The sequence below is a fragment of the Actinomadura sp. WMMB 499 genome (genome assembly GCF_008824145.1).
In the GTDB taxonomy this organism is placed as follows: Bacteria; Actinomycetota; Actinomycetes; order Streptosporangiales; family Streptosporangiaceae; genus Spirillospora.
On the sequence record NZ_CP044407.1, the window covers coordinates 9,003,499 to 9,024,254 of the forward strand.

The window sequence follows — 20,756 nt, forward strand, 5'->3', positions numbered from 1 at the left end:
AGGTCGATATCTGCCCCGGCACGACTCGGGTGGAGCGTTCCAGGTGGACGCCGCCGCTGACCGGGTGCGGCGTGACCGGGGCTTTCGTCCGTACCGTTCGCCGAGTGCGTCCGCTCGTACCGGTCGACCCGGGCGGCCGGGACCGGGTAGTCTCGGTCCATGCGAACCGTGCCCCGCCGTATCACCGGCCAGTGGTGGTGGCGCCGCTAAGGCGGCGCCGGTTCGTGCACGTTTCCAGGACCAGGCGACCGCCCTCACCCGGCGGTCGGTGTCAGGTCGTCCGTCCGGTGCAGGGCCCGACGATGAGGGGCCACCGCGGTGGAGACCGTCTCACAACAGCCGACGACCGGCGAGTTCGTCACGGCCGGGGGCGTACGGGTGACCCGTACCGCGACGCCCGTCGACCCCGAACGCAAGTCCGACGTGCTGAACGCGCTCGTCGCCGCCGTGGGGGAGCGGCGCGGCGGCGTGCTCAGCTCCGGCATGGAGTATCCCGGCCGGTACAGCCGCTGGCACATGGCCTACGTCGACCCGTGCCTGGAGATCGTGGCGCGGGGCCGGACGGTCACGGTCCGCGCCCTCAACGGGCGCGGCCGGGTGGTGCTGCCCGCCGTCTCCGCCGCGCTGCGCGGGACGGGCGAGGTGCGGGCCGACGGGCCCGCGGAGTGCGTCGTGTTCGTCCCGCCCACCGAGGAGTTCTTCACCGAGGAGGAGCGCAGCCGCCAGCCGACGGTCTTCACGGCGCTGCGCGCCGTCATCGACCTGTTCCGCTGCGACGACCCGCACCTCGGCCTGTACGGGGCCTTCGGCTATGACCTCTCGCTGCAGTTCGAACCCCTGAGGACGCGGCTGCCGCGGCCGGACGACCAGCGGGACCTCGTGCTGCACCTGGCCGACGAGATGGTCGTCGTGGACCGCAAGCGCGAGACCTCGCACCGGATCTCCTACGACTTCGAGACCGGCGGGGCGGCCACCGCCGGGCTCCCGCGCGCGACCGGGCCGACGCCCGCCGCCGTCCCGGCGGAGCTCCCCCCGCAGCCGGTGCCGGGCGTGTACGCGCAGATGGTGCGGGACGCCAAGGAGCGGTTCGTGCGCGGCGACCTCTTCGAGGTCACGCCCGGTCACGCCATGCACGGGCGGTGCGACTCGCCCGCCGCGTTCTTCGAGCGGCTCCGCGAGACCAACCCGGCGCCGTACGAGTTCCTGTTCAACCTCGGCGACGGCGAGTACCTGGTCGGCGCCTCCCCGGAGATGTTCGTGCGGGTGAGCGGGGACCGGGTGGAGACCTGCCCGATCGCGGGGACGATCAGGCGCGGCGCCGACGCGCTGGAGGACGCCGAGCAGATCCGCACGATCCTGGGGTCGGCGAAGGACGAGTCCGAGCTGACCATGTGCACGGACGTGGACCGCAACGACAAGTCGCGGGTGTGCGTGCCCGGCAGCGTCCGGGTGCTGGGCCGCCGGCAGATCGAGATGTACTCGCGGCTCATCCACACCGTGGACCACATCGAGGGGCGGCTGCGCCCGGAGTTCGACGCGCTCGACGCGTTCCTCACCCACATGTGGGCGGTGACGGTCACCGGCGCGCCGAAGACGTGGGCGATGCAGTTCATCGAGGACCACGAGGACTCGCCCCGCCGCTGGTACGGCGGCGCGGTCGGGTGCGTCGGCTTCGACGGGTCGATGAACACCGGTCTCACGCTGCGCACGGCGCAGATCCGCGACGGCGTCGCGACCGTGCGGGCCGGGGCGACGCTGCTGTACGACTCCGACCCCGACGAGGAGGAGCGCGAGACGCACCTCAAGGCGAGCGCGCTGCTCGGCGCGCTCGAGGCCGTCGCGCGGGACGCCGCGGCGGGGGAGCGGCCCGCGCCCGCGCCCGAGCCGGTGTCCGAGCGCGCGGGCGACGGGCTCAAGGTGCTGCTCGTCGACCACGAGGACTCGTTCGTCAACACCCTCGCCGACTACTTCCGGCAGCAGGGCGCGGAGGTGGTCACGCTCCGGCACGGCTTCCCCGCGCGGCTGCTGGACGAGCACGCCCCCGACCTCGTCGTCCTGTCCCCGGGCCCGGGACGGCCGGACGACTTCGCCACCGGGGCCCTGCTGGAGGCCCTGGACGCGCGCGGGCTCCCCGTCTTCGGCGTCTGCCTGGGCCTGCAGGCGATGGTCGAGCACGCGGGCGGTGCGCTGGACCTGCTGCCCGAGCCGTCGCACGGCAAGCCGGGCCAGGTGAAGGTGACCGGCGGCGGGCTGTTCGAGGGGCTCCCGGACGAGTTCACCGCGGCCCGCTACCACTCGCTGCACGCCACGCCCGACCGGGTGAAGGGCTTCCGGGTGACGGCGGTGACCGGCGACGTGGTGATGGCGATCGAGGACGCGGGCCGGCGGCGCTGGGCCGTCCAGTTCCATCCGGAGTCGATCCTCACGGCGGCGGGCGGCGCCGGGCACGCGATCGTGGCCAACGTGCTGCGGCTCTGCCGCCGACCGAATTCCTGACCGATTCCTGGCCGTTCGCCCGGCTCCCGCCGGGCGGATCGACCGGAATGATGAACCGAACCTCATTCCAGAGTCTGATCGCCGCCGCCGGAAATGGTCCTCGAGGCGCTGTCCCCGAGGTCGCGGGCACGGCAGGATGGTGACCGGCCACCGCGCCGCTCGCGGCGCGTGATCGCCGTTATCCCGGCGGAGGGGGGAGGCGCGCTCCCTCCTCCGCGTCGGGGGCCGCTTCCGCCGTGCCGTGCCCGAGTTTGCGCGGTCTGGAACTCCGCTTTCCGGACGGCCGAATCGAACCGGGTGTTTCGTGGGCATCCGCTGGGGGACCCCGGCACCATGATGTTCATTCTTTGGCTCATCGCGGTGATCCTCGTGATCGCCGGCGCCTACGTCCTGATCGCCCGTCGCGACCTGCTCTGGGGCATCGTCCTCATCGTCGTCGGCCTGCTCGTGGGCCCCGGCGGCGTCAGCATCTTCGGCTAGCCGCGCGCCGGGAGAGATCTCCGGAGGCCGGGAAGAACGCTGACGCGCGCTGTCAGGTTTCGCTGCCAGCATCGGCGGCATGAGTGAGAACGAGACCGACGGCGCGCCGCTGGCGGGGAAGGTCGCGCTGGTCGCCGGCGCCACCCGCGGCGCCGGGCGCGGCATCGCAGCCGAACTCGGCGCCGCCGGCGCCACCGTGTACTGCACGGGACGGACGACCCGGTCCGCGCGATCGGAGATGGACCGTCCCGAGACCATCGAGGACACCGCCGCGCTCGTCACGGCGGCGGGCGGCGAGGGCATCGCCGTCCGGGTCGACCACCTGGACCCCGCCCAGGTGGACGGCCTCGTCCGCCGCATCGACGACGAGCGCGGACGCCTCGACGTCCTGGTCAACGACGTCTGGGGGAGCGACCACCTCTTCGAGTTCGGCAAGCCGCTGTGGGAGCAGTCCCTGGAGAACGGGCTGCGGATGCTGCGGCTCGCCCTCGACACCCACGCCATCACCAGCCACCGGGCGCTGCCGCTGCTGATCCGCGAACCCGGCGGCCTCGTCGTCGAGATCACCGACGGGACCGCCGAGTTCAACGCGGAGTACCGCAAGGACTGCGGATACTTCTACGACCTCGTGAAGACCGCCGTCATCCGGATGGCGCTCGCGCAGTCGGTGGAGATCGCCCCGTACGGCGGGACGGCCGTGTCGCTGACGCCCGGCTGGCTGCGCTCGGAGGCGATGCTGGAGCACTTCGGCGTCACCGAGGACACCTGGCCGGACGGTGCGGAGAAGGATCCGCACTTCGCGATCTCCGAGACCCCGGCGCTGGTCGGGCGGGCCGTCGCGGCCCTCGCGGCCGATCCGGAGCGCGCCCGCTGGAACGGGACGTCGCAGTCCAGCGGCGGGCTCGCGAAGGTGTACGGGTTCACCGACGCCGACGGCAGCCGCCCGGACGCCTACGCCTACATCACCGAAGTGGTCATGGCGGGGAAGCCCGCCGACGTCACCGGCTACCGCTGACCGCTCCACCTCCGGTGCCGCCGCCCGGCCGCGCGTACAGCGCCGCGAGCCGGGCCGCGGCACCGGCCATCCGCGCCCGCAACTCCGGCGGCGCCAGTACCTCGACGTCGGCGCCGAGGATCCGCATCTCGTGCGCCGCGACCTCGAGCGACTCGACCGGCAGCACGGTCGTCCGCCAGCCGTCCGCGTCCGGCTCCCCGGCCGCCTCGGCGGCGCGGCGCACCGCGTGCTCGCCGGTCGCGAACCGGAGTCCACGCATCCCGGCCGGGCTGAGCCGCACGGTGATCTCCTCGTGCAGCATCGAGCGGGCGAACGCGTCCGCCTGCTCCCGCCAGTACCCCGCGAGGTCGAAGTCCACGTCGCGGCCGAACGCCGCGCCCGTCGGCGCGACCGCCGCGACGCGGTCGACCCGGTAGGTGCGGGGCCGCCCGCCGACCAGCGCCACCAGGTACCAGGTGCCGTTCTTCAGGACCAGGCCGTACGGCTCGGCGGTCCGCGTCACCTCGCCGTCCTTGCGCCGGTACCGCAGCTCGACCTCCGCGTCGGACCAGACGGCCGCGGCGAGATCGCGCAGCAGCGGCGGGGGATCGGGGGCGTGGAACCAGCCGGGCGCGTCCAGGTGGAACCGCTGCCCGGCGCGGGCGGGCGCGTCCCGCAGCGGGCCCGGCAGCGCGGCGAGCACCTTCAGCTCGGCGGCGGCGACCGCGTCGGCGAGCCCCATGTCCCCGGCCGGGCCCGGCAGGCCCGACAGGAACAGGGCCTCCGCCTCCTCCCGGCTGAGCCCGGTCAGCCGCGTGCGGTACCCGGCGACGAGGCGGTAGCCCCCGGCCCGGCCCTGCTCGGCGTACACCGGGACCCCGGCCGCCGACAGCGCCTCCACGTCCCGGTACACGGTCCGCTCCGACACCTCCAGCTCGCGCGCCAGCTCCGCCGCCGTCATGCGGTCGCGCGACTGCAGGAGCAGGACGAGTGAGATCAACCGGGACGCGCGCACACCTCCATCGTGCCCGCCGCGGGCGATCTTGACAATTTCGTGGCAGGTTGCTCCGGTTTTCCTGTCCACGCCGGTCGTGTCGCTGTTAGCGTCGCGGCGTGCTGACCGAGACCGGCTCCCTCGAGGCGTTCATCGACGCCCTGCCCAAGGTCGAGCTCCACGTCCACCTCGTGGGCTCGGCGTCCGTCCCGACCGTCCTGGAACTCGCCCGCCGGCACCCCGACGGCGGCGTTCCCCTGGACGAGCGCGAACTGCGCGAGTTCTACACGTTCACCGACTTCCCGCACTTCGCCCAGGTCTACGACCGGGTCAACCACCTCGTCCGGACGCCCGAGGACATCGCGACGCTCGTCCTCGGCGCCGCCCGCGACCTCGCCGCCCAGAACGTCCGGTACTTCGAGCTGACCGTGACCCCGCAGGCGCACACCCGTGCCGGGATCCCGCACCACGCGGTGCGGGAGGCGCTCGACATCGCCGCGCGCGAGGCGCGCGAGCGGTACGGCGTCCGCGTCGCCTACATCTACGACATCCCCGCCGACTTCGGCGCCGAGGCGGTCGAGGGCACCCTCACCGCCGCCCTGGAGCACCCGGCGGAGGCGCTCGTCGGCTTCGGGATCGGCGGCGTCGAGCAGCTGCGCGCCGCGATCCGCGACGAGATCCGGGACGCGTTCCGCGCGGCGCGCGCCGCCGGGCTGCGCAGCCTCCCGCACGCGGGCGAGATGACCGGCCCCGAGACCATGTGGGAGGTCATCGAGCACCTCGGGGCGGAACGCATCGGGCACGGCATCGCCTGCGTCCGCGACGAGCGGCTCATGGCCCACCTGCGCGACACCGGCACGCCCCTCGAGGTCTGCCCGACCTCGAACGTCTGCACCGGCCAGATCGCCGCCCTCGCCGACCACCCGCTGCCGCGGATGCTGGAGGCCGGCCTGTTCGTCACGCTGAACACCGACGACCCGCCGATGTTCGACACCACGCTGACCGGCGAGTACCGCCTCGCCGCCGAGGTGTTCGGCCTCGGCCGCGCCGAACTGGCCGCGCTGGCCCGCAACGCCGTGGCCGCGTCCTGCCTGGACGACGCCGGGAAGGAGGCCATCGCCGCGGAGATCGACGCGCTCGGGTGAGGCGTCCGGTCAGCCCCAGGCCATCCGGCGCCAAGGGCTGGCGGGATCTTCGGCGAGGACGCGGTGCCCGACGACCGAGCGCGCGTACCACTGGCCGAACTCGCCCTCGTCGAACCGCAGCATCCGTCCCAGGACGTATCCGGCGGAGAACGACTCCCACGACCCGTACACCCGATGGGCGCGCTGCCCGGCGGTCATGACGCACTTCTCGGCCTCGTCGGCGTCGCAGTACCCGGCGCCCAGTCCCCAGCGCGCCATGTTCACGGCGCGGCCGAAGTCGTAGCCGTACACGCTCCGCACCGGTTCGTCCGGCCCGAGGAGCCCGTCCGCGCGGAACCGCTCCTCGTACCGCAGGATCAGCCCCGACAGCTCGATCACGCGCCGGGTGGTCTCCTCCGACACGTTCCGTTCGGCGCACCACCCGGCGATCGCGGCCCGCCACGACGCCGGTCGCATGCCGGGCTCGCGCCGGTCGAGGACCATCTGGACGGCGGGGTCGGAGTTCTCCGCGTCCAGCAGCGCCCGCACCTGCTCCCGCCAGCCCGCGGCGTCGGTGACGCCCCAGTCGCGTTCCAGCAGGGCGCGGTCGTCGCGCGCCCCCCGGTCGCCGAGGGTGTTCCACGCGACGCCGTTGCCGACCGCCAGGTGCGCGCCCACGGCCAGTGCGGCGGCGAGCGCGCCCCACCCGGCGCCGTCCGGGTCGGTGACGAGGACGTCGAAGTCGCGGTCGGGCCGCCGCTCGGCGTCCGCCAGCAGCCGCGCGACCCGCCGGTGCCCCTCGCCGTCCGGGGGCATGCGCCCCAGCAGGTCCCGCAGCGGGTCCACCGCGGCGCGCGGCCCCGTGTCCTCGACGATCAGCCGCGCCGCGTGCGCGCCCGCGACGTCCGCGCGCCGGTCGTCGCCCAGCGAGCGGAACGCGGTCATCGCCGCCCACGCCCGCCGCGCCGCCTCCCCCGCGCGCCCGGCCGCGGCCAGGACGTGCGCGGCGTGCCCGTCCAGGACGGCGCGGACGTCCGCGCCGTCCGGGGCCGCCTGCTCGGCCGCCGCCAGCACCCCGAGCGCCTCCTCGGCGCGTCCCGCCGCCGCGAGCGCCCGCGCCTGCCGCGCCCGGACCCCCGCCGCCGCCCGGTCGCCGCGCGCCTCCAGCCGTCCGGCGGCCTCGGCGAACGCGGCCGCGGCCTCCTCCGGACGTCCCTGCCGCTCGTACTTGCGGGCCCGGTCGAGCATCGCGCCGGGATCGGCCTCCATCGTCATGCGTCCCTCCGGGCGACACCGTACCGGCCGGCCGCGCTCGGGGGAGCGCGATCAGGGGAGCGCGCTCACCTCGACGCGGGTGTCGTGGAACACCGGGCCCGCACCGAGGTCGGTGTCGCGCTCGGCCACCACCGCGTTCGCGTTCGAGCCGCCGGAGAACTTCGCCCAGTGCCCCTTCGCCGTCGCCGCGACACCCGGCCTGACCTGGTCGGTCACCCGCAGGACCGCGTCGAATCCGCCCCGGTCGTTGGCCACCCTGACCCGCTGCCCGTCCGCCAGGCCCCGCGCGGCGGCGTCGCCCGGATGCAGCCGGACCGTCTGGGGTCCCGACCGGCGCCGCAGCTCCGGATTGTTCGCGAACTGCGTGTTCAGGAACTCGTGCGACGCCGCCGAGATCAGCGCCAGCGGGTACCGCGCCGCCCGCTCCCGGTCGGCGACCTCCGCGGGCGGGACGTACGCGGCGCCGCGCGGGAACTCCAGGCGACCGGACGGCGTCGGGAACCCCTCGGCGTACGGCAGGAAGGGGTCCGGGACCGACATGCGCACGAAGCCCTCCTCGCGCAGCCGGTCGAGCGTGACGCCCGCCATCCAGGGGTGGTCGGACGCGAGGAGCTGCTCGGCGAGGCTCTCGTCGGAGTCGTACAGGCCCGGCTCGTTCAGCCCCATCCGCCGCGCCAGCCGGCGGAACGTCTCCGTCGTCGGCAGGCACTCGCCCGGCGGCTCCACCGCGGGCTCGTTCCACGTCAGGTACAGGTGCCCGTAGCCCTCGTGCAGGTCCATGTGCTCGTGCTGCGCCGTCGCGGGCAGCACGATGTCGGCGTAGTCGGCGGTGTCGGTCGGGAACTGCTCCATCACCACCGTGAACAGGTCCTCGCGCTCCAGCCCGCGCCGCACCCGGTTCTGGTGCGGGGTGCTCCCCACCGGGTTCGCGGCGATCACGAACAGCGCCTTGACCGGCGGGTCCTCGACGTCCAGCAGTCCCTCGCCGAGCCGTGTCATCGGCAGCGTCCGCACCGGCCCCGGCCGCAGGTCGTCCCGCCACAGCGCCGCCTTGTCGAGCCTGTTGTGCCCGGACGTCGAGAACGCGAGCCCGCCGCCGAGCCGCGCCCAGTCGCCGGTCACCGCCGGGATCGCCGCCAGCACCCGCAGCGCCGTGCCCCCGCCCGCGTGCCGCTGCAGCCCCTGCGTCGCGCGGATCGCGGTCGGCCGGGTGCGGGCGATCCGCTCGCCGAGCGCCACGATGCTCTCCACGGGCACGCCGGTGATCTCCGCCGCCCGCTCCGGCGGGTGCTCCGCGATCCGCTCCCGGAACTCCGCCCATCCCGCCGTGTGCTCCCGCAGGAACCGCTCGTCCTGCGCCCCCGACCCGACGATCACGTTCAGCAGGCCGAGCGCCAGTGCGGCGTCCGTGCCCGGCAGCGGAGCCAGGTGCTCGTCGGCCTGCTGCGCCGTCCGCGTCCGCACCGGGTCGATCGCCACCAGGCGCGCCCCGGACTTTCGCGCGTCCTGGACGAACTTCCACACGTGATGCCCGCTGGTCAGCGGGTTCGAGCCCCAGAGGATCACCAGCCGCGCGTGCGCGAGGTCCTGCGGGTCCATGCCGCCCGCCGACCCGACCGTCGCCTCCATCCCCGCACTGCCCGCCGCCGAGCAGATGTTGGCGTAGTGCCCCGAGGCGCCCAGCACGTTGAAGAACCGCCGGCCGGAGTACCCCTCGAGCCCCTGCAGGTAGCCCAGCGTCCCGGTGCCCCAGTACGGCCAGATCGCCTCGCCGCCGTGCTCGCGCACCACGTCCTCGAGCCGCTCCGCGATCTCCCCGAGCGCCTCGTCCCAGGAGATCCGCGCGAACCGTCCCGCGCCCTTGCGGCCCACCCGCCGCATCGGGTGCAGGATCCGGTCGGGCTGCTCCGCCCGCTCCAGCCAGCGGTTCACCTTCGCGCACAGCGCGCCCCGCGTGTACGGGTGGTCGGGGTTGCCGCGCAGCCGCACCGCCTTCCCGTCCCGCACGGTCACCACCCACGAGCACCCGTCGGGGCAGTCCAGCGGACAGGCTCCCAGCACTTTCAGCTCAGGCCCCATCGGGCGTCCCCCTCGACCGCACCGGCGCTCCGCGCACCGGACCGTCCCTCGCACTCTCCGACCTCGGACGAACCCCTCCAGTCTGCGGCATCGATCCAGCAGCGTCGCACCCGAACGCACATGACGTCCCGCTCGGCGCCCCGGCGGCCTCCGGTAGGGTTGCCGCGGCCGGTGCATAGGTGCGAGGGGGAGTCCGGTGACGGGTGCCGAAGCGATGGACGTCGAGTTCCGCAGCGATGTCGACGTGGAACTGATCAAGTCGGCGGCGTCGGACGCCGACGTGCTGTGGGCCGCCCGGGTGTCCACCAAGGGCGAGAGTTCCCTGGAGGAACTGAAGGCCGATCCCGAGCGCTCCAGGGGCCTGATCAACTACCTGATGCGCGACCGGCACGGGACCCCCTTCGAGCACTCGTCGATGACCTTCTACGTGAAGGCCCCGATCTTCGTGTTCCGGGAGTTCATGCGCCATCGGACGTTCTCCTACAACGAGGAGAGCGGCCGGTACAGGCGCCTGGAACCCGTCTTCTACGTTCCCGGGCCCGAACGGAAGCTGGTGCAGGAGGGCAAGCCCGGCAAGTACGTCTTCGTCGACGGGACGCCCGAGCAGCACAAGCTGGTCACCGAGGCCACCATGGAGAGCTGCCGCCGGTCGTACCGGGCCTACCTCGAGATGCTCGAGGCGGGCGTCGCCCGCGAGGTCGCCCGGACCGTCCTGCCGGTCGGTCTCTACTCCTCCATGTACGCGACCTGCAACGCTCGCGCCCTGATGAACTTCCTGTCGCTGCGCACGAAGCGCGAGGACTCGAAGTTCCCCTCGTTCCCGCAGCGCGAGATCGAGATGGTGGCCGAGCGGATGGAGGAGCAGTGGGCGGCGCTCATGCCGCTGACCCACGCCGCCTTCGAGGCGAACGGCCGCGTCGCCCCCTGAGGACGCCCCCGGCGGTCACCCGCCGCAGTGCCGGACGCCCGGCCGATCGGCTCGAAGAGCGCGGCGCGGGGCTGGGCCGGGAGGCCCGGATGAGGGAAGCTTGGGCGGTATGACGGACGTCGAGATCCCCACCGGAACACGCGACCTGCCCGGATACCTGGCCGTCCCCGAAGGGGAGGGGCCCTGGCCCGGCGTGGTCGTCCTGTTCGAGGCCTTCGGCTCGACCGCGGACATGCGCGCGCAGGCCGACCGCTTCGCCGCGCACGGCTACCTCGCCGTGCTGCCCGACCTGTACGGCGGCGCCCCCTGGCTGCGGTGCGTCACCAAGGCCATGCGCGACATGCGCGCCGGGCGCGGCGCCACCTACGACGCGATCGAGGCGACGCGCGCGTGGCTCGCCGGACGCGCCGACTGCACCGGCGACGTCGGCGTGTGCGGCTTCTGCATGGGCGGCGGCTTCGCGCTCGTCGCGGCGGCGCGGTACGACTTCCGCGCCGCGGCGGTGAACTACGGCATGCTCCCGCGACGGCCGGACGAGGCGCTGCGGGGCGCGTGCCCCATCGTCGCCGGCTACGGCGCCGCCGACCCCACGCTGCGCGGGGCGGCGGGGAAGCTGGAGCGGGCGCTGACCGGCGCCGGCGTCCCGCACGACGTGAAGGAGTACCCGGCCACGGGCCACGGCTTCCTCACCGAGACGCAGGTGCCGGGCCCGTACGCCCCCGTCGCGAAGGTGTTGTTCGGCATGGGCAAGGGCCGTGAGAACGCCGGGGACGGCTGGGACCGCATCTTCGCGTTCTTCGACGAGCACGTCCGCCAATGATCTACAACGTAAAGCCGCGCGGTCGGCGACGGGACGACCGCGTACGGAGCCGGCCCATTACCTCCGACGTCATCGCCGCCGTGACGTGCCGCCGGTAGCGTCGGTGCGGTGACGACGACCTTGAGCGATGTGCGGCCGATCGGGGAGCAACTGCGGGCGTGGCGGCAGCGGCGGCGGCTGAGCCAGCTGGAGCTGGCGTCGGAGGCGGACGTGTCCACCCGGCACCTCAGCTTCGTGGAGACGGGAAGGTCGGCGCCGAGCCGGGAGATGGTGCTGCGGCTGGCGGAGCATCTGGACGTCCCGCTGCGCGACCGGAACCTGCTGCTGGTGGCGGCGGGATACGCGCCGGTGTTCGAGGAGACGCCGATCGAGGAACCGCGGATGGACACGGTCCGCGCCGCGATCAAGCAGGTGCTGCGAGGGCACGAGCCGTTCCCGGCCGTCGTCGTGGACCGGTTCTGGAACCTCATCGACGCCAACGGTGCGGCGGCGCTGTTCATGGAGGGCGCGCCGCCGGAACTCCTGGAGCCGCCGCTGAACGTGCTGCGGCTGAGCATGCACCCCGACGGTATGGCGAAGAACATCCTGAACCTGGCGGAGTGGCGGGCGCACATGATCGACCGGGTGCGGCGGCACGTGCGGCTGACGGCGGACGCGTCGCTGGCGCAGCTGTACCGGGAGCTGCGGGACTTCCCTGGGGACGTCGGCGAGGCGATGGCGCCGCCCGCGGGGCACGAGGTGTTCGTCCCGCTGCGGATCCGGCAGGACGGGCGCGACCTGTCGTTCTTCAGCACGATCGCGACCTTCGGGACGCCCGTCGACATCACGGTGGCGGAACTGGCGATCGAGTCGTTCTACCCGGCGGACGCGGCGACGAGCGACTTCCTGCGGGAGCGCGCCGGCTGGTGACGGTTCGGCTGGTGACGGTTCGGCGGTGACGGGTGCGCCCTCTTGCGGCGGGAGTGGCGGGAACGACAAGGTGGGAGGACTCCCTGACGGACGAGCCGCCCGGCCGCCGACACCGGCCGGGAGAGGGGAACGACCCATGTCAGAGCCCAGTCCGGGCGGAACCGCGCCGCTGATCGGCATCACCGCCTGCCAGGAGCCGGCGCGGTGGGGCATGTGGGTGCGGGAGGCGGCGCTGCTGCCGGTCTCGTACGTGCGCTCGGTGGAGCGGGCGGGCGGCGTGCCGGTGCTGCTCCCGCCGGCGGCGTCGCTGCGGGGAGTGGGGGCGCTGGCCGGACGGCTGGACGGGATCGTGCTCGCGGGCGGCGCCGACGTGGACCCCGAGTTGTACGGTGCGGAGCGGCATGCCGAGACGGACCCGCCGCAGCCGCAGCGGGACCGCTTCGAGCTCGCGCTGGCCCGGGCGGTGGTGGACGCGGACGTCCCGTTCCTGGCGATCTGCCGGGGGATGCAGGTACTGAACGTCGCGCGGGGCGGGACGCTCGTCCAGCATCTGCCGGAGGCGGTCGGGCACGAGCGGCACGCGCCGGAGCCGGGGAAGATGGGCTCCCATCCGGTGCGGATCTCGCCCAGCAGCATGATCGGGAAGGTGCTCGGCGAGGCCGCCGACGTCCCGACGCTCCACCATCAGGCGGTGGGGCGGCTCGGGAAGGGGCTGGCGGCGGTGGCCTGGGCGGACGACCAGGTCGTGGAGGCCGCGGAGTTGCAGGGGCACCGGTTCGGGCTGGCCGTGCAGTGGCATCCCGAGGAGGGGACGGACGGGCGGCTGTTCGAGGCGCTGGTGGCTGCGGCCCGCGGCTAGCGGTCGGCGATTGGCGTTCGGGCGACAGGGGAAGACGAACCGGTAGATTCCATCGCTTTCCCCCGGAGGCCGTCGCATGCCGCTGGAGCCGCAGACCGTTCGCTTCCTGCAGGAGCTCGCGTCCTGGACGCAGGTGCCGCCGGACGGCGCGGGCGAGCCCACGATCGAGGAGATGCGGGAGCGGGTCGGCGCGCTCTTGCCCTTCGAGCGGCGCGAACTGGCGGTCGTGGACGATCTGGCCGTGCGGGGGCCGGGCGGTCCGGTGCCGGTGCGGCTGTACCGCCCGGTGGTGGCGGGCCCCCTGCCCGCGGTCGTGTACCTGCACGGCGGCGGCTGGGTGCTCGGCGGCATCGAGAACGTGGACCGCCTGTGCCGCGACCTCGCGGCGGACGCGGGCTGCGCGGTGCTGAGCGTCGGGTACCGGCTGGCGCCCGAGCACCCGTTCCCGGCGGCGGTGGACGACGCGTGGGCCGTGGTGGCCTCGGCCGTCCGGCGGCCGGAGCGGTACGGGATCCGGCCGGGGGCGGTCGCGGTGGCCGGGGACAGCGCGGGCGGGAACCTCGCCGCGGCGGTCGCGCTGCTCGCCCGGGACCGGGGCGTCGCGCTCGCGCACCAGCTGCTCGTCTACCCGGTGACCGACACGGCGCGGGACGCGCCGAGCTGGCGGGAGTACGGCACCGGGTACGGGCTCGACGCCCCGACGCTGGCGCGCTTCATGGACCTGTACCGGGGCGGTGCGGACCCCGGTGATCCGCGGCTGGCGCCGCTGCGGGCCCCCGACCTGCGCGGGGTCGCGCCCGCCACGGTGATCACGGCGGAGTGCGACATCCTGCGGGACGAGGGCGAGGCGTACGCGCGGCGCCTGCGGGAGTCGGGGGTGCCGGTGGAGCTGCGCCGCTACGACGGGGTGGTGCACTCGTTCTTCCTGCTGCCGGAGATGTTCGACGCCGGTGCCGAGGCGGTGGGCTACGCCGTGGCACGATTGCGAACGGCATTCGGTTTCAGTGGAGCGGAGGCGTCATGAGCGACCGGTACGGGACGTACGAGCGGCTGCGGATCGACTGGGCGGCGCCGGGGGTGCTCCGGGTGACGCTGAGCACGCCGGGGCGGCTGAACGCGGTCGACACGGTGGGGCACGGGGAGCTCGCGCGGATCTGGCGGGACGCGGACGCCGACGACGAGGTGCGCGCGATCGTGGTGCGCGGGGAGGGCGAGGCGTTCTCGGCGGGCGGCGACCTGTCCATGATCGAGGAGATGATGGACGACCACGCGGCGCGGCGCCGGATCATGCGCGAGGCCCGCGACATCGTGATGAACGTGGTCGACTGCGCCAAGCCGGTGGTGAGCGCGATCCAGGGCCCGGCGGTGGGGGCGGGGCTGGCGGTGGCCATGCTGGCGGACGTGTCGGTGGCGGGCCGCTCGGCGAAGATCATCGACGGCCACACCCGGCTGGGCGTCGCGGCCGGGGACCACGCGGCGATCGTCTGGCCGCTGCTGTGCGGGATGGCGAAGGCGAAGTACTACCTGCTGCTCAACGACGTCCTCACCGGCGAGGAGGCGGAGCGGATCGGCCTGGTGTCGCTGTGCGTGGACGACGCCGAGGTGCACGACCGCGCGCTGGAGATCGCCGGTCGGCTGGCCGCCGGGCCCGCCGAGGCGATCCAGTTCACCAAGTACGCGCTGAACAACTGGCTGCGCATGGCGGGGCCCACGTTCGACGCGTCGCTGGCGATGGAGTTCTTCGGATTCACCGGGCCGGACGTGCGCGAGGGCGTGGCGGCCCTCCGCGAGAAGCGCCCGCCCGAGTTCGGCTGACCCGCGGCACGGCGGTGGCCCGCCGGGCGGACCGCCGGGCGAGTGGACGCCGCCCTCCAGCGTCCGGCCCGCCGCCGGTACGGGCGACCGGGGACCGCCCGCGGGCGGCCGCGGACGTCCCCTACCGGCGGCGGCCCGGCGGTGCTCAGTACGAGCGCGGCAGCCCCAGCTCGTGCTGGGCGATGTGGGCCAGGACGAGTTCCTCGGCGACGGGGATGTTCTTGGCGATGCGGGCGTCGCGGAACATCCGGGCGACCGGGTACTCCAGCGAGTACGCCATCCCGCCGTGGGTCTGGAAGGCGCGGTCGGCCGCCTGCCACGCGGCGTCCGCCGCGGTGAGCTTGGCGATGTTGGCCTCCGAGCCGCACGGCCGTCCGCGGTCCCACAGCCACGCCGCCTTGTAGGTCATCAGCCGGGCCAGCTCCACCTGCGCCTTGATGCGGGCGAGGGGGAACGCGACGCCCTGGTGCGCGCCGATGGGCTGCCCGAACGGCGCGCGGTCGCGCGCGTAGTCGCAGGCGATCCGCAGGACCAGCTCGCCGGAGCCGACGCCGCCCGCCGCGGCGAGGATGCGCTCGGGGTTGAGGATGTCCCACAGGACGGCGAAGCCCTGGTCGGGCTCGCCCAGGACCCGGTCGGCCGGCACGCGGACGCCGTCCAGGAACACCATGCTGGACGCGACGGTGTTCGTGCCGAGCTTCGGGATCGGCTGGTACGTCAGGGTTCCGGCCTCGACGGCCTCCTTGACGTCCACGAGCAGGACGGTGAAGCCCGCGGTGCGGGGGCGCGCCTCGGCGGCCGGGATCGTCCGGGTGACCAGGACGAGGAAGTCGGCGCGCTCCATCCCGGAGATCCAGATCTTCTGGCCGCTCACCAGGTAGCCGTCGCCGTCGCGGCGGGCCTGGGTGGAGATGTTCATCGCGTTGCTGCCCGCGTCGGGTTCGGTGACGGCGAAGCAGGTCTCCAGCTCGCCCGCGGCGATCTTCGGCAGGAACTCGGCGCGCTGCGCGTCCGTCCCGTGGCGGGCGATGGTCAGGCCGCCGAACGCCGGGGTCAGCAGGTACATGAAGGACGCGGCGCCGCCCGCGCCGCCCTCGGCGAGCGACTCCAGCGCGACGGCGAGCTCGAGGAGGCCCTGCCCGGCGCCGCCGTGCTCCTCGGGGATCGCGAGGCTGTGCCAGCCGCCCGCGACGAGCTCCCGCCACACCTCCTCGGGCCACCGCTTCTCGGCGTCGCACCGGCTCCAGTACTCCTGGTCGTACTTCCCGGCGATCGCCCGCACGCCGTCACGCACGGCGATCGCGCTCTCCGGCAGGTCGAAGTCCATGCAAGCCTCCTGGCGCGTGTGCTGTTCGGGGTCCGAATCAGGCACCCACCGTAGCCGATCCTGTAAGTGGTCACTGACATCGGGTCCGGTTCCCCGGCGGCCGGACCGGCCGCCGGGGAACCGGGCGGTTCACCCCTTGACGGTCAGCAGCGGCCGCAGCTCGGCGACCGGCGTGGCGACCCCGCCGCCCCGCAGGCCGGACACGACCGGGCCGATGTCCTTGTAGGCCCACGGCGCCTCCTGCTTGAGGTCGCGCCGCCACGCGGCCATGACGTCCGGCCGGCGCGCCGCCCGCGGGTCCCGGTGGTCCAGCGGGGTGACCACCCGGAACTCCCGAAGGAAAGCGTCCAGTTCGGCGTCGCCCCCGCGCGCCGCCGCGCCGCGCGGCACCCGCCGTCCCGCGCCGTGGCACGCGCTCGCGACCGTCCGGGGGTCGCCGTGCCCGCGCAGGACGAAACTGGACGCCCCCATCGATCCGGGCACGATGACCGGTTCGCCCCACATCTCGAACGGGCCGCCCGCCATCTCGGCGTGGCCTCCCGCCGGGGTTGCGCCCTTGCGGTGGACCGCGCGGTCGCCGTCCCGCCAGAACAGGTTGTGCGGCGCGTCGTACAGGAGCCGGGCGTCGAACCCGGCCCCCTCCCCGCACTCGGCGGCGAGCCCGGCCCGCATCGTCAGCGCGAGGAAGAACCGGTTCCCGAGCGCGAAGTTGGCCGCGTTGCCGAACGCCTCCAGGTACCGGCGCCGGTCCGGCTCCGAGCGCTCGTCCAGCAGGAACGGCAGGACGCCGTTGCGCGGGCGCGCCAGGCTCTTCGGCCACCGTGCCCGGAGCCGGTCGAGCGCGGTCGCGTTCGCCTGGTGCCCCAGCGACAGCGACCCGCTGTGCACCATCACCACCACCGCGCCGGGCGCCAGCCCCCACGCGTGCGCGGCGGCCGCGTCGTGCGTCCGCGCCACGTACTGCAGCTCGGCGAAGTGGTTGCCGCCGCCGATCCCGCCGATGACGCCGTCGTGGCTCGGCTCGTCCGGTGACCCGGCCGCGCTGCCGACCCAGTCGGCGAACGCCTCCGCCGTCGGGACGGTCAGCCCGGCGCAGTGGACGCGGTCGACGCAGTCGTCCGCGTCGCCCGGGCGCAGACCCGGCCAGGGCGCCGGGCCGGTCGTCAGCAGGCCCGGCAGCCCCTCGCGCAGCAGCGCCTCCCGCTGCAGCGGGGTGAGCGCGATCCGGCGGCCGCCCTCGAAGAACAGGTGCCGCAGCCGCCGCTCGAGCGCGTCCAGCCGGTCCCGCACCCGGTCGGCGTCCAGGGTGGTGACCTCCAGCCGCATCCCGCAGTTGACGTCGTTGCCGACCGCCTGGGGGAGGAGCGCGTGCTCGACGTCCAGCACCGTCCCGATCGGGATCCCGGCCCCCTTGTGGAAGTCGGGCGTGAAAGCCGCGCGGGCGATGCGCGGCGTTCCGGCGAGACCGGGCGTTTCCTCGGCGAGCCGCTCGAGCGTCCGCGCGGTCTCCAGCAGGTCCAGCGCCTCGGTGACGGCGGCCGGCTCCAGCGGGACGTCGGGCCCCGCGCAGATCTCGGCGGGGACGCCGTGGGGATTGGGCAGGGTGAGCCAGTGCCCGTCCGAGCGGACGAGCCGATGATCTTGACGTGCGGGCATGCCTCCGGACAAGGGAGAACCTCCGGTCGTGGCCGAACACGGGAACGAGCCGTCCGCGGGGGGCGCGACGGCGGGACGGGCGCCGGTGGGCGCCGTCTCCTCGGGTTCAGCAGCCGCGAGGCGGGAGCAACGCTACTTCGGGCCTTCGGCGGTGTCATCCGGTTTTCCGGCGCCCCGTTCACCCGCGGCGCCCAGGTAGCCCGTCACCATCCGGGCCACCGACCGGGCCACGCGCTCGGGCGGACCGGACGGCAGCATGATGTGGCTCATCGTCAGCCGGACGGCCGCGTCCGCCACCTCGGCCAGCACGGCGCGGTCCAGATGCGGCCACTGCCGCGCCGCATGGTCGGTGAGCCGGGCGCTCGCGGTGAACAGCACCGGCTCCGCCTGCGTGGTGAGCAGCGGCAGCAGCTCGTCGCCGCCCGCGCCGGTCAGTACGGCCTTCTTCAGCTGGTCGTCCGCCGACGTCTCCAGCGTGTACCGGACGGCCGCGACGACCGCGTCGAACAGGTCGGCGTGCTCCGACAGCACCCGGTCGATGCCGTCCAGGTACCGGTCGTTGTCGCGGATCAGCACGGCCTGCGCGAGGCCCCACTTGTCGCCGAACTCGTTGTAGACGGTCTGCCGGCTCACCCCGGCGGCGGAGGCGACGTCCCGCATGCGCAGCCCGCGGTAGCCGCGCTCGACCAGCAGCGCGGCGGCGGCGTCCAGCAGGGCTTCGCGCACGGGGCGGTCGGCGGTGCCCATCAGCGTTCCTCCGGAGGCGGTCGGCGAGCCCCCATTATCACCCGGCGCGCGTTTCCGGCCTCCGCCCGCGTCCCGTCCGGCCCGTCACCCCAGCTTCGCGGCCGCCCGTCCGTGGGCGGCCCGCGCGATCCGCCGCAGCCGGTCCATCATCTTCCCGGGCGGCTCGGGCGACTGGTTCGGGATCCGGATCTCGATCAGATGACCCGGCATCCGGACGATCTCCACCCAGTGCGACGCGACACCGTCCGCGTCCACGATCCGGAACGCCGTCGCGCCGTCCCCGAGCCGCTCCACGGCGACCGGCTTCACGGTTCCGAAAGCCCCGATGATCTTGGAGCCTCGGCGTTCCGGTACGCAGCGCCGCCCCTGCGCGGCGGTGTCCGGCCCGCGGACGAGCGAGCGGTCAGCGGGCCGTGAGGCGCGCCCCCGGCGCCCGGGAACCGGTGCCCCGGACGGCGTCGCGGGCGCGCGCGTCGGCGCGGACCTCGGCGGGCGGGCCGCTGGCGACCACCCGGCCGCCGTCCAACACGTGCACGACGTCGCAGACGCCGAGGACCGGCTCCAGGTCGCGCCCGGCGACCACGACCGCCAGCCCCTCGGCGGCGAGGTCGCGCAGGAGCACCTCCAGGGCCCGGGACCGCCGCTCGGGCAGCCCCGGCCAGGGCTCGTCCAGCAGCAGGACGGACGGGTCGGCGGCCAGCGCGCGCGCCAGTTCGGCCAGCCGGGCGACGTCGGGCGGGACGGCCCGCGCGGACCGGCGGGCGTACTCGCCGATCCCGACGCGGGCGAGCAGTTCGTCGGCGCGCCCGGCCGCCTCCCGGCGGGCCGCGCGGCGGCGGCGCAGCCGGTCCCGCGCCGTCCGCCCGGGATGCTCGCGGGCCGCCGCGTGCCGGGCGGCCGCCGTCCGGACGGCGTCCCGCACGGTCTTGGCGCCGAGCGGGCCGGGACGCTCGAACGTGCGGGCGACGCCGCGGCGGGCGCGCTCGCGGGCGCCGCCGGTGAGGTCGGCCCCGCCCAGCCGGACGGTGCCCTCGGCGGGGCGCCGCAGCCCGCTGATGACGTCGCAGAGGGTGGTCTTGCCGGCGCCGTCCGGCCCGATCAGTCCGGTCACCGCGCCCGCCGGCGCGGCGAGGGCGGCCCGGTCCACGGCGGTCAGCGCACCGAACCGCACGGTCACGCCCGACACGAGCAGTCCTCCGGAGGACGCGGGCGGGGCGCCCGGGGACACGCCGGTCGGGGACATGGCGGTGGGGGGCATGGCGGTGGGGGGCAATCCGCACCTCCCGGCGAGGAGTGGACTGTGACCCACATCATGTGATCTGGATCACCGGGCCCTCACCCTACTGAGGAGGCGACGCGGCGGCAACGCCGCCGGAACCGCCGATCTCCTCGAGCCGTTCCCGCCGCCACTCCTTCACCCCGGCGACGAACGCCTCCACGTCGGCGGCCTTGCCCGAGGCCATCTGGTCGAACCAGTCCGGGACGTACCGCTCGAACCGCCCGTCGCCGATCATGCCGAGGACGGCCGCGGCCACCTCCCGCGGCGGCGGCGCGCCGGTGAGGTCGCTCAGCGGCTCCTCGTCGCCGGGCCGCGCGTCGAACAGCTCCGTCCCGGCGATCAGCGCCGGCTGCACCACGTGGACGTGCACGCCCGTGCCGTCCAGGTCGACGGCCATGCTCTCCCAGAAGGCGGTCAGCGCGGCCTTGGACGCCGCGTAGGCGGCCTCGTGCGGCGGGCCGAGCCGGGCCGCGACCGATCCGACCGCGACCAGGTGCCCGCGGCCCCGCGCGATCATCCCGGGCAGCACCGCGAGGGCGAGCCGGACGGCCGCCGCGTAGTTCAGCCGCAGCACGTCCTCGACGTCGGCGGGCGTCAGGTCCCGGACGTGCCGCCGCTTCGGCATCCCCGCGTTGTTGACCAGCACGTCGACGCCGCCGAACTCCGCCTCGGCGGCCGCGGCGAGCGCCGCCGCCGCGTCCGGCTCGGCCAGGTCCGCCGGCCACATCGCCGAGCCCGGCGCGTGCTCCCGGCACCGGGCGAGCACGTCCGCCAGCCGGTCCGCCCGCCGCGCCGTCAGCCCCACCCGGGCGCCCGCCTCGGCGAGCGCCTCCGCGATCGCCGCGCCGATCCCGGACGAGGCGCCCGTGACCAGCGCGGACCGTCCCGCCAAAGTCACCATGCGGGGAACGTCGCACACGCGCGGGCGGCCCGGCAAGGCGCACCGCCGGGCGGGACCGGACCCTTACCGGCGG

The 20,756-nt window shown here is 74.8% G+C and carries 19 protein-coding genes; 10 read left to right on the forward strand and 9 right to left on the reverse strand.

Annotated features, from left to right (window positions below):
* The first annotated feature begins 318 nt into the window (after positions 1–318).
* From F7P10_RS41100 to F7P10_RS41105, 3 genes are all read left to right on the forward strand, one after another.
* The gene (locus F7P10_RS41100; RefSeq protein WP_151017497.1) at positions 319–2,496 is read left to right on the forward strand and encodes an anthranilate synthase component I; all 2,178 of its coding nucleotides are present in this window, start codon (positions 319–321) and stop codon (positions 2,494–2,496) included.
* Positions 2,497–2,829: 333 nt separating this feature from the next.
* A complete protein-coding gene (locus tag F7P10_RS42990) occupies positions 2,830–2,976 on the forward strand; it encodes a GPGG-motif small membrane protein (protein ID WP_169528911.1) in 147 nt (48 codons plus the stop codon).
* A 79-nt stretch (positions 2,977–3,055) separates the two neighbouring features.
* On the forward strand, positions 3,056–3,991 hold the full coding sequence (locus tag F7P10_RS41105) for an SDR family oxidoreductase (protein WP_151017499.1): 936 nt from the start codon (positions 3,056–3,058) through the stop codon (positions 3,989–3,991).
* Here F7P10_RS41105 and F7P10_RS41110 read toward each other — a convergent pair.
* The gene (locus F7P10_RS41110; protein WP_151017501.1) at positions 3,975–4,985 is read right to left on the reverse strand and encodes a YafY family protein; all 1,011 of its coding nucleotides are present in this window, start codon (positions 4,983–4,985) and stop codon (positions 3,975–3,977) included. The genes F7P10_RS41105 and F7P10_RS41110 overlap by 17 nt on opposite strands.
* Positions 4,986–5,083: 98 nt before the next feature.
* On the opposite strand from F7P10_RS41110, the gene add reads away from it, so the two are divergent.
* Positions 5,084–6,109 carry an adenosine deaminase gene (add, locus tag F7P10_RS41115; RefSeq protein WP_151017502.1) on the forward strand — a complete coding sequence of 342 codons (1,026 nt, stop codon included), beginning with the start codon at positions 5,084–5,086 and terminating at the stop codon, positions 6,107–6,109.
* Between the two features lie 9 nt (positions 6,110–6,118).
* Here the strand turns inward: add and F7P10_RS41120 are convergent, their stop codons facing one another.
* Together F7P10_RS41120 and F7P10_RS41125 are read right to left on the reverse strand one after the other, a co-directional pair.
* Positions 6,119–7,363 carry a DUF1266 domain-containing protein gene (locus F7P10_RS41120; protein ID WP_151017504.1) on the reverse strand — a complete coding sequence of 415 codons (1,245 nt, stop codon included), beginning with the start codon at positions 7,361–7,363 and terminating at the stop codon, positions 6,119–6,121.
* Between the two features lie 51 nt (positions 7,364–7,414).
* A complete protein-coding gene (locus F7P10_RS41125; RefSeq protein ID WP_151017506.1) occupies positions 7,415–9,442 on the reverse strand; it encodes a molybdopterin-dependent oxidoreductase in 2,028 nt (675 codons plus the stop codon).
* A 196-nt stretch (positions 9,443–9,638) separates the two neighbouring features.
* Between F7P10_RS41125 and thyX the strand changes: the two genes are divergently transcribed.
* The 6 genes from thyX to F7P10_RS41155 all read left to right on the forward strand — a co-directional run bounded on the left by thyX (position 9,639) and on the right by F7P10_RS41155 (position 14,773).
* Entirely contained in the window at positions 9,639–10,370 is a 732-nt protein-coding gene (gene thyX / locus F7P10_RS41130) for an FAD-dependent thymidylate synthase (RefSeq protein WP_218040298.1), read from the forward strand.
* A gap of 109 nt (positions 10,371–10,479) precedes the next feature.
* Complete coding sequence (locus F7P10_RS41135) at positions 10,480–11,190, forward strand: dienelactone hydrolase family protein (RefSeq protein WP_151017508.1); 711 nt, start codon at positions 10,480–10,482, stop codon at positions 11,188–11,190.
* Between the two features lie 108 nt (positions 11,191–11,298).
* Complete coding sequence (locus F7P10_RS41140) at positions 11,299–12,099, forward strand: helix-turn-helix domain-containing protein (protein WP_151017510.1); 801 nt, start codon at positions 11,299–11,301, stop codon at positions 12,097–12,099.
* 136 nt (positions 12,100–12,235) lie between these two features.
* Positions 12,236–12,958: a gamma-glutamyl-gamma-aminobutyrate hydrolase family protein gene (locus F7P10_RS41145; RefSeq protein ID WP_151017512.1), complete on the forward strand. Its 723-nt coding sequence runs from the start codon at positions 12,236–12,238 to the stop codon at positions 12,956–12,958.
* A gap of 76 nt (positions 12,959–13,034) precedes the next feature.
* Entirely contained in the window at positions 13,035–13,982 is a 948-nt protein-coding gene (locus tag F7P10_RS41150) for an alpha/beta hydrolase (RefSeq protein WP_151017514.1), read from the forward strand.
* Positions 13,979–14,773: an enoyl-CoA hydratase/isomerase family protein gene (locus F7P10_RS41155; protein WP_151017516.1), complete on the forward strand. Its 795-nt coding sequence runs from the start codon at positions 13,979–13,981 to the stop codon at positions 14,771–14,773. The genes F7P10_RS41150 and F7P10_RS41155 overlap by 4 nt, the downstream gene beginning before the upstream one ends.
* 145 nt (positions 14,774–14,918) lie before the next feature.
* Here F7P10_RS41155 and F7P10_RS41160 read toward each other — a convergent pair whose 3' ends face one another.
* From F7P10_RS41160 to F7P10_RS41185, 6 genes are all read right to left on the reverse strand, one after another.
* Complete coding sequence (locus F7P10_RS41160; RefSeq protein ID WP_151017518.1) at positions 14,919–16,100, reverse strand: acyl-CoA dehydrogenase family protein; 1,182 nt, start codon at positions 16,098–16,100, stop codon at positions 14,919–14,921.
* A gap of 129 nt (positions 16,101–16,229) precedes the next feature.
* Complete coding sequence (locus F7P10_RS41165; RefSeq protein WP_151017520.1) at positions 16,230–17,756, reverse strand: RtcB family protein; 1,527 nt, start codon at positions 17,754–17,756, stop codon at positions 16,230–16,232.
* 132 nt (positions 17,757–17,888) lie between these two features.
* The gene (locus tag F7P10_RS41170; RefSeq protein ID WP_151017522.1) at positions 17,889–18,503 is read right to left on the reverse strand and encodes a TetR family transcriptional regulator; all 615 of its coding nucleotides are present in this window, start codon (positions 18,501–18,503) and stop codon (positions 17,889–17,891) included.
* An 84-nt stretch (positions 18,504–18,587) separates the two neighbouring features.
* A complete protein-coding gene (locus tag F7P10_RS41175) occupies positions 18,588–18,812 on the reverse strand; it encodes a hypothetical protein (RefSeq protein ID WP_151017524.1) in 225 nt (74 codons plus the stop codon).
* A 94-nt stretch (positions 18,813–18,906) separates the two neighbouring features.
* Complete coding sequence (locus F7P10_RS41180; protein ID WP_254716286.1) at positions 18,907–19,689, reverse strand: ATP-binding cassette domain-containing protein; 783 nt, start codon at positions 19,687–19,689, stop codon at positions 18,907–18,909.
* A 154-nt stretch (positions 19,690–19,843) separates the two neighbouring features.
* A complete protein-coding gene (locus tag F7P10_RS41185; RefSeq protein ID WP_151017526.1) occupies positions 19,844–20,683 on the reverse strand; it encodes an SDR family oxidoreductase in 840 nt (279 codons plus the stop codon).
* Positions 20,684–20,756: the final 73 nt, after the last annotated feature.

Excerpts from the sequence above, each read along its gene's own strand:
- F7P10_RS42990 (WP_169528911.1), top strand. The coding sequence starts at position 2,830 with ATGATGTTCATTCTTTGGCTCATCGCGGTGATCCTCGTGATCGCCGGC.
- F7P10_RS41105 (WP_151017499.1), top strand. The coding sequence starts at position 3,056 with ATGAGTGAGAACGAGACCGACGGCGCGCCGCTGGCGGGGAAGGTCGCG.
- F7P10_RS41120 (WP_151017504.1), bottom strand. The coding sequence starts at position 7,363 with ATGACGATGGAGGCCGATCCCGGCGCGATGCTCGACCGGGCCCGCAAG.
- F7P10_RS41125 (WP_151017506.1), bottom strand. The coding sequence starts at position 9,442 with ATGGGGCCTGAGCTGAAAGTGCTGGGAGCCTGTCCGCTGGACTGCCCC.
- F7P10_RS41135 (WP_151017508.1), top strand. The coding sequence starts at position 10,480 with ATGACGGACGTCGAGATCCCCACCGGAACACGCGACCTGCCCGGATAC.
- F7P10_RS41145 (WP_151017512.1), top strand. The coding sequence starts at position 12,236 with ATGTCAGAGCCCAGTCCGGGCGGAACCGCGCCGCTGATCGGCATCACC.
- F7P10_RS41150 (WP_151017514.1), top strand. The coding sequence starts at position 13,035 with ATGCCGCTGGAGCCGCAGACCGTTCGCTTCCTGCAGGAGCTCGCGTCC.
- F7P10_RS41155 (WP_151017516.1), top strand. The coding sequence starts at position 13,979 with ATGAGCGACCGGTACGGGACGTACGAGCGGCTGCGGATCGACTGGGCG.
- F7P10_RS41160 (WP_151017518.1), bottom strand. The coding sequence starts at position 16,100 with ATGGACTTCGACCTGCCGGAGAGCGCGATCGCCGTGCGTGACGGCGTG.
- F7P10_RS41165 (WP_151017520.1), bottom strand. The coding sequence starts at position 17,756 with ATGCCCGCACGTCAAGATCATCGGCTCGTCCGCTCGGACGGGCACTGG.
- F7P10_RS41170 (WP_151017522.1), bottom strand. The coding sequence starts at position 18,503 with ATGGGCACCGCCGACCGCCCCGTGCGCGAAGCCCTGCTGGACGCCGCC.
- F7P10_RS41185 (WP_151017526.1), bottom strand. The coding sequence starts at position 20,683 with ATGGTGACTTTGGCGGGACGGTCCGCGCTGGTCACGGGCGCCTCGTCC.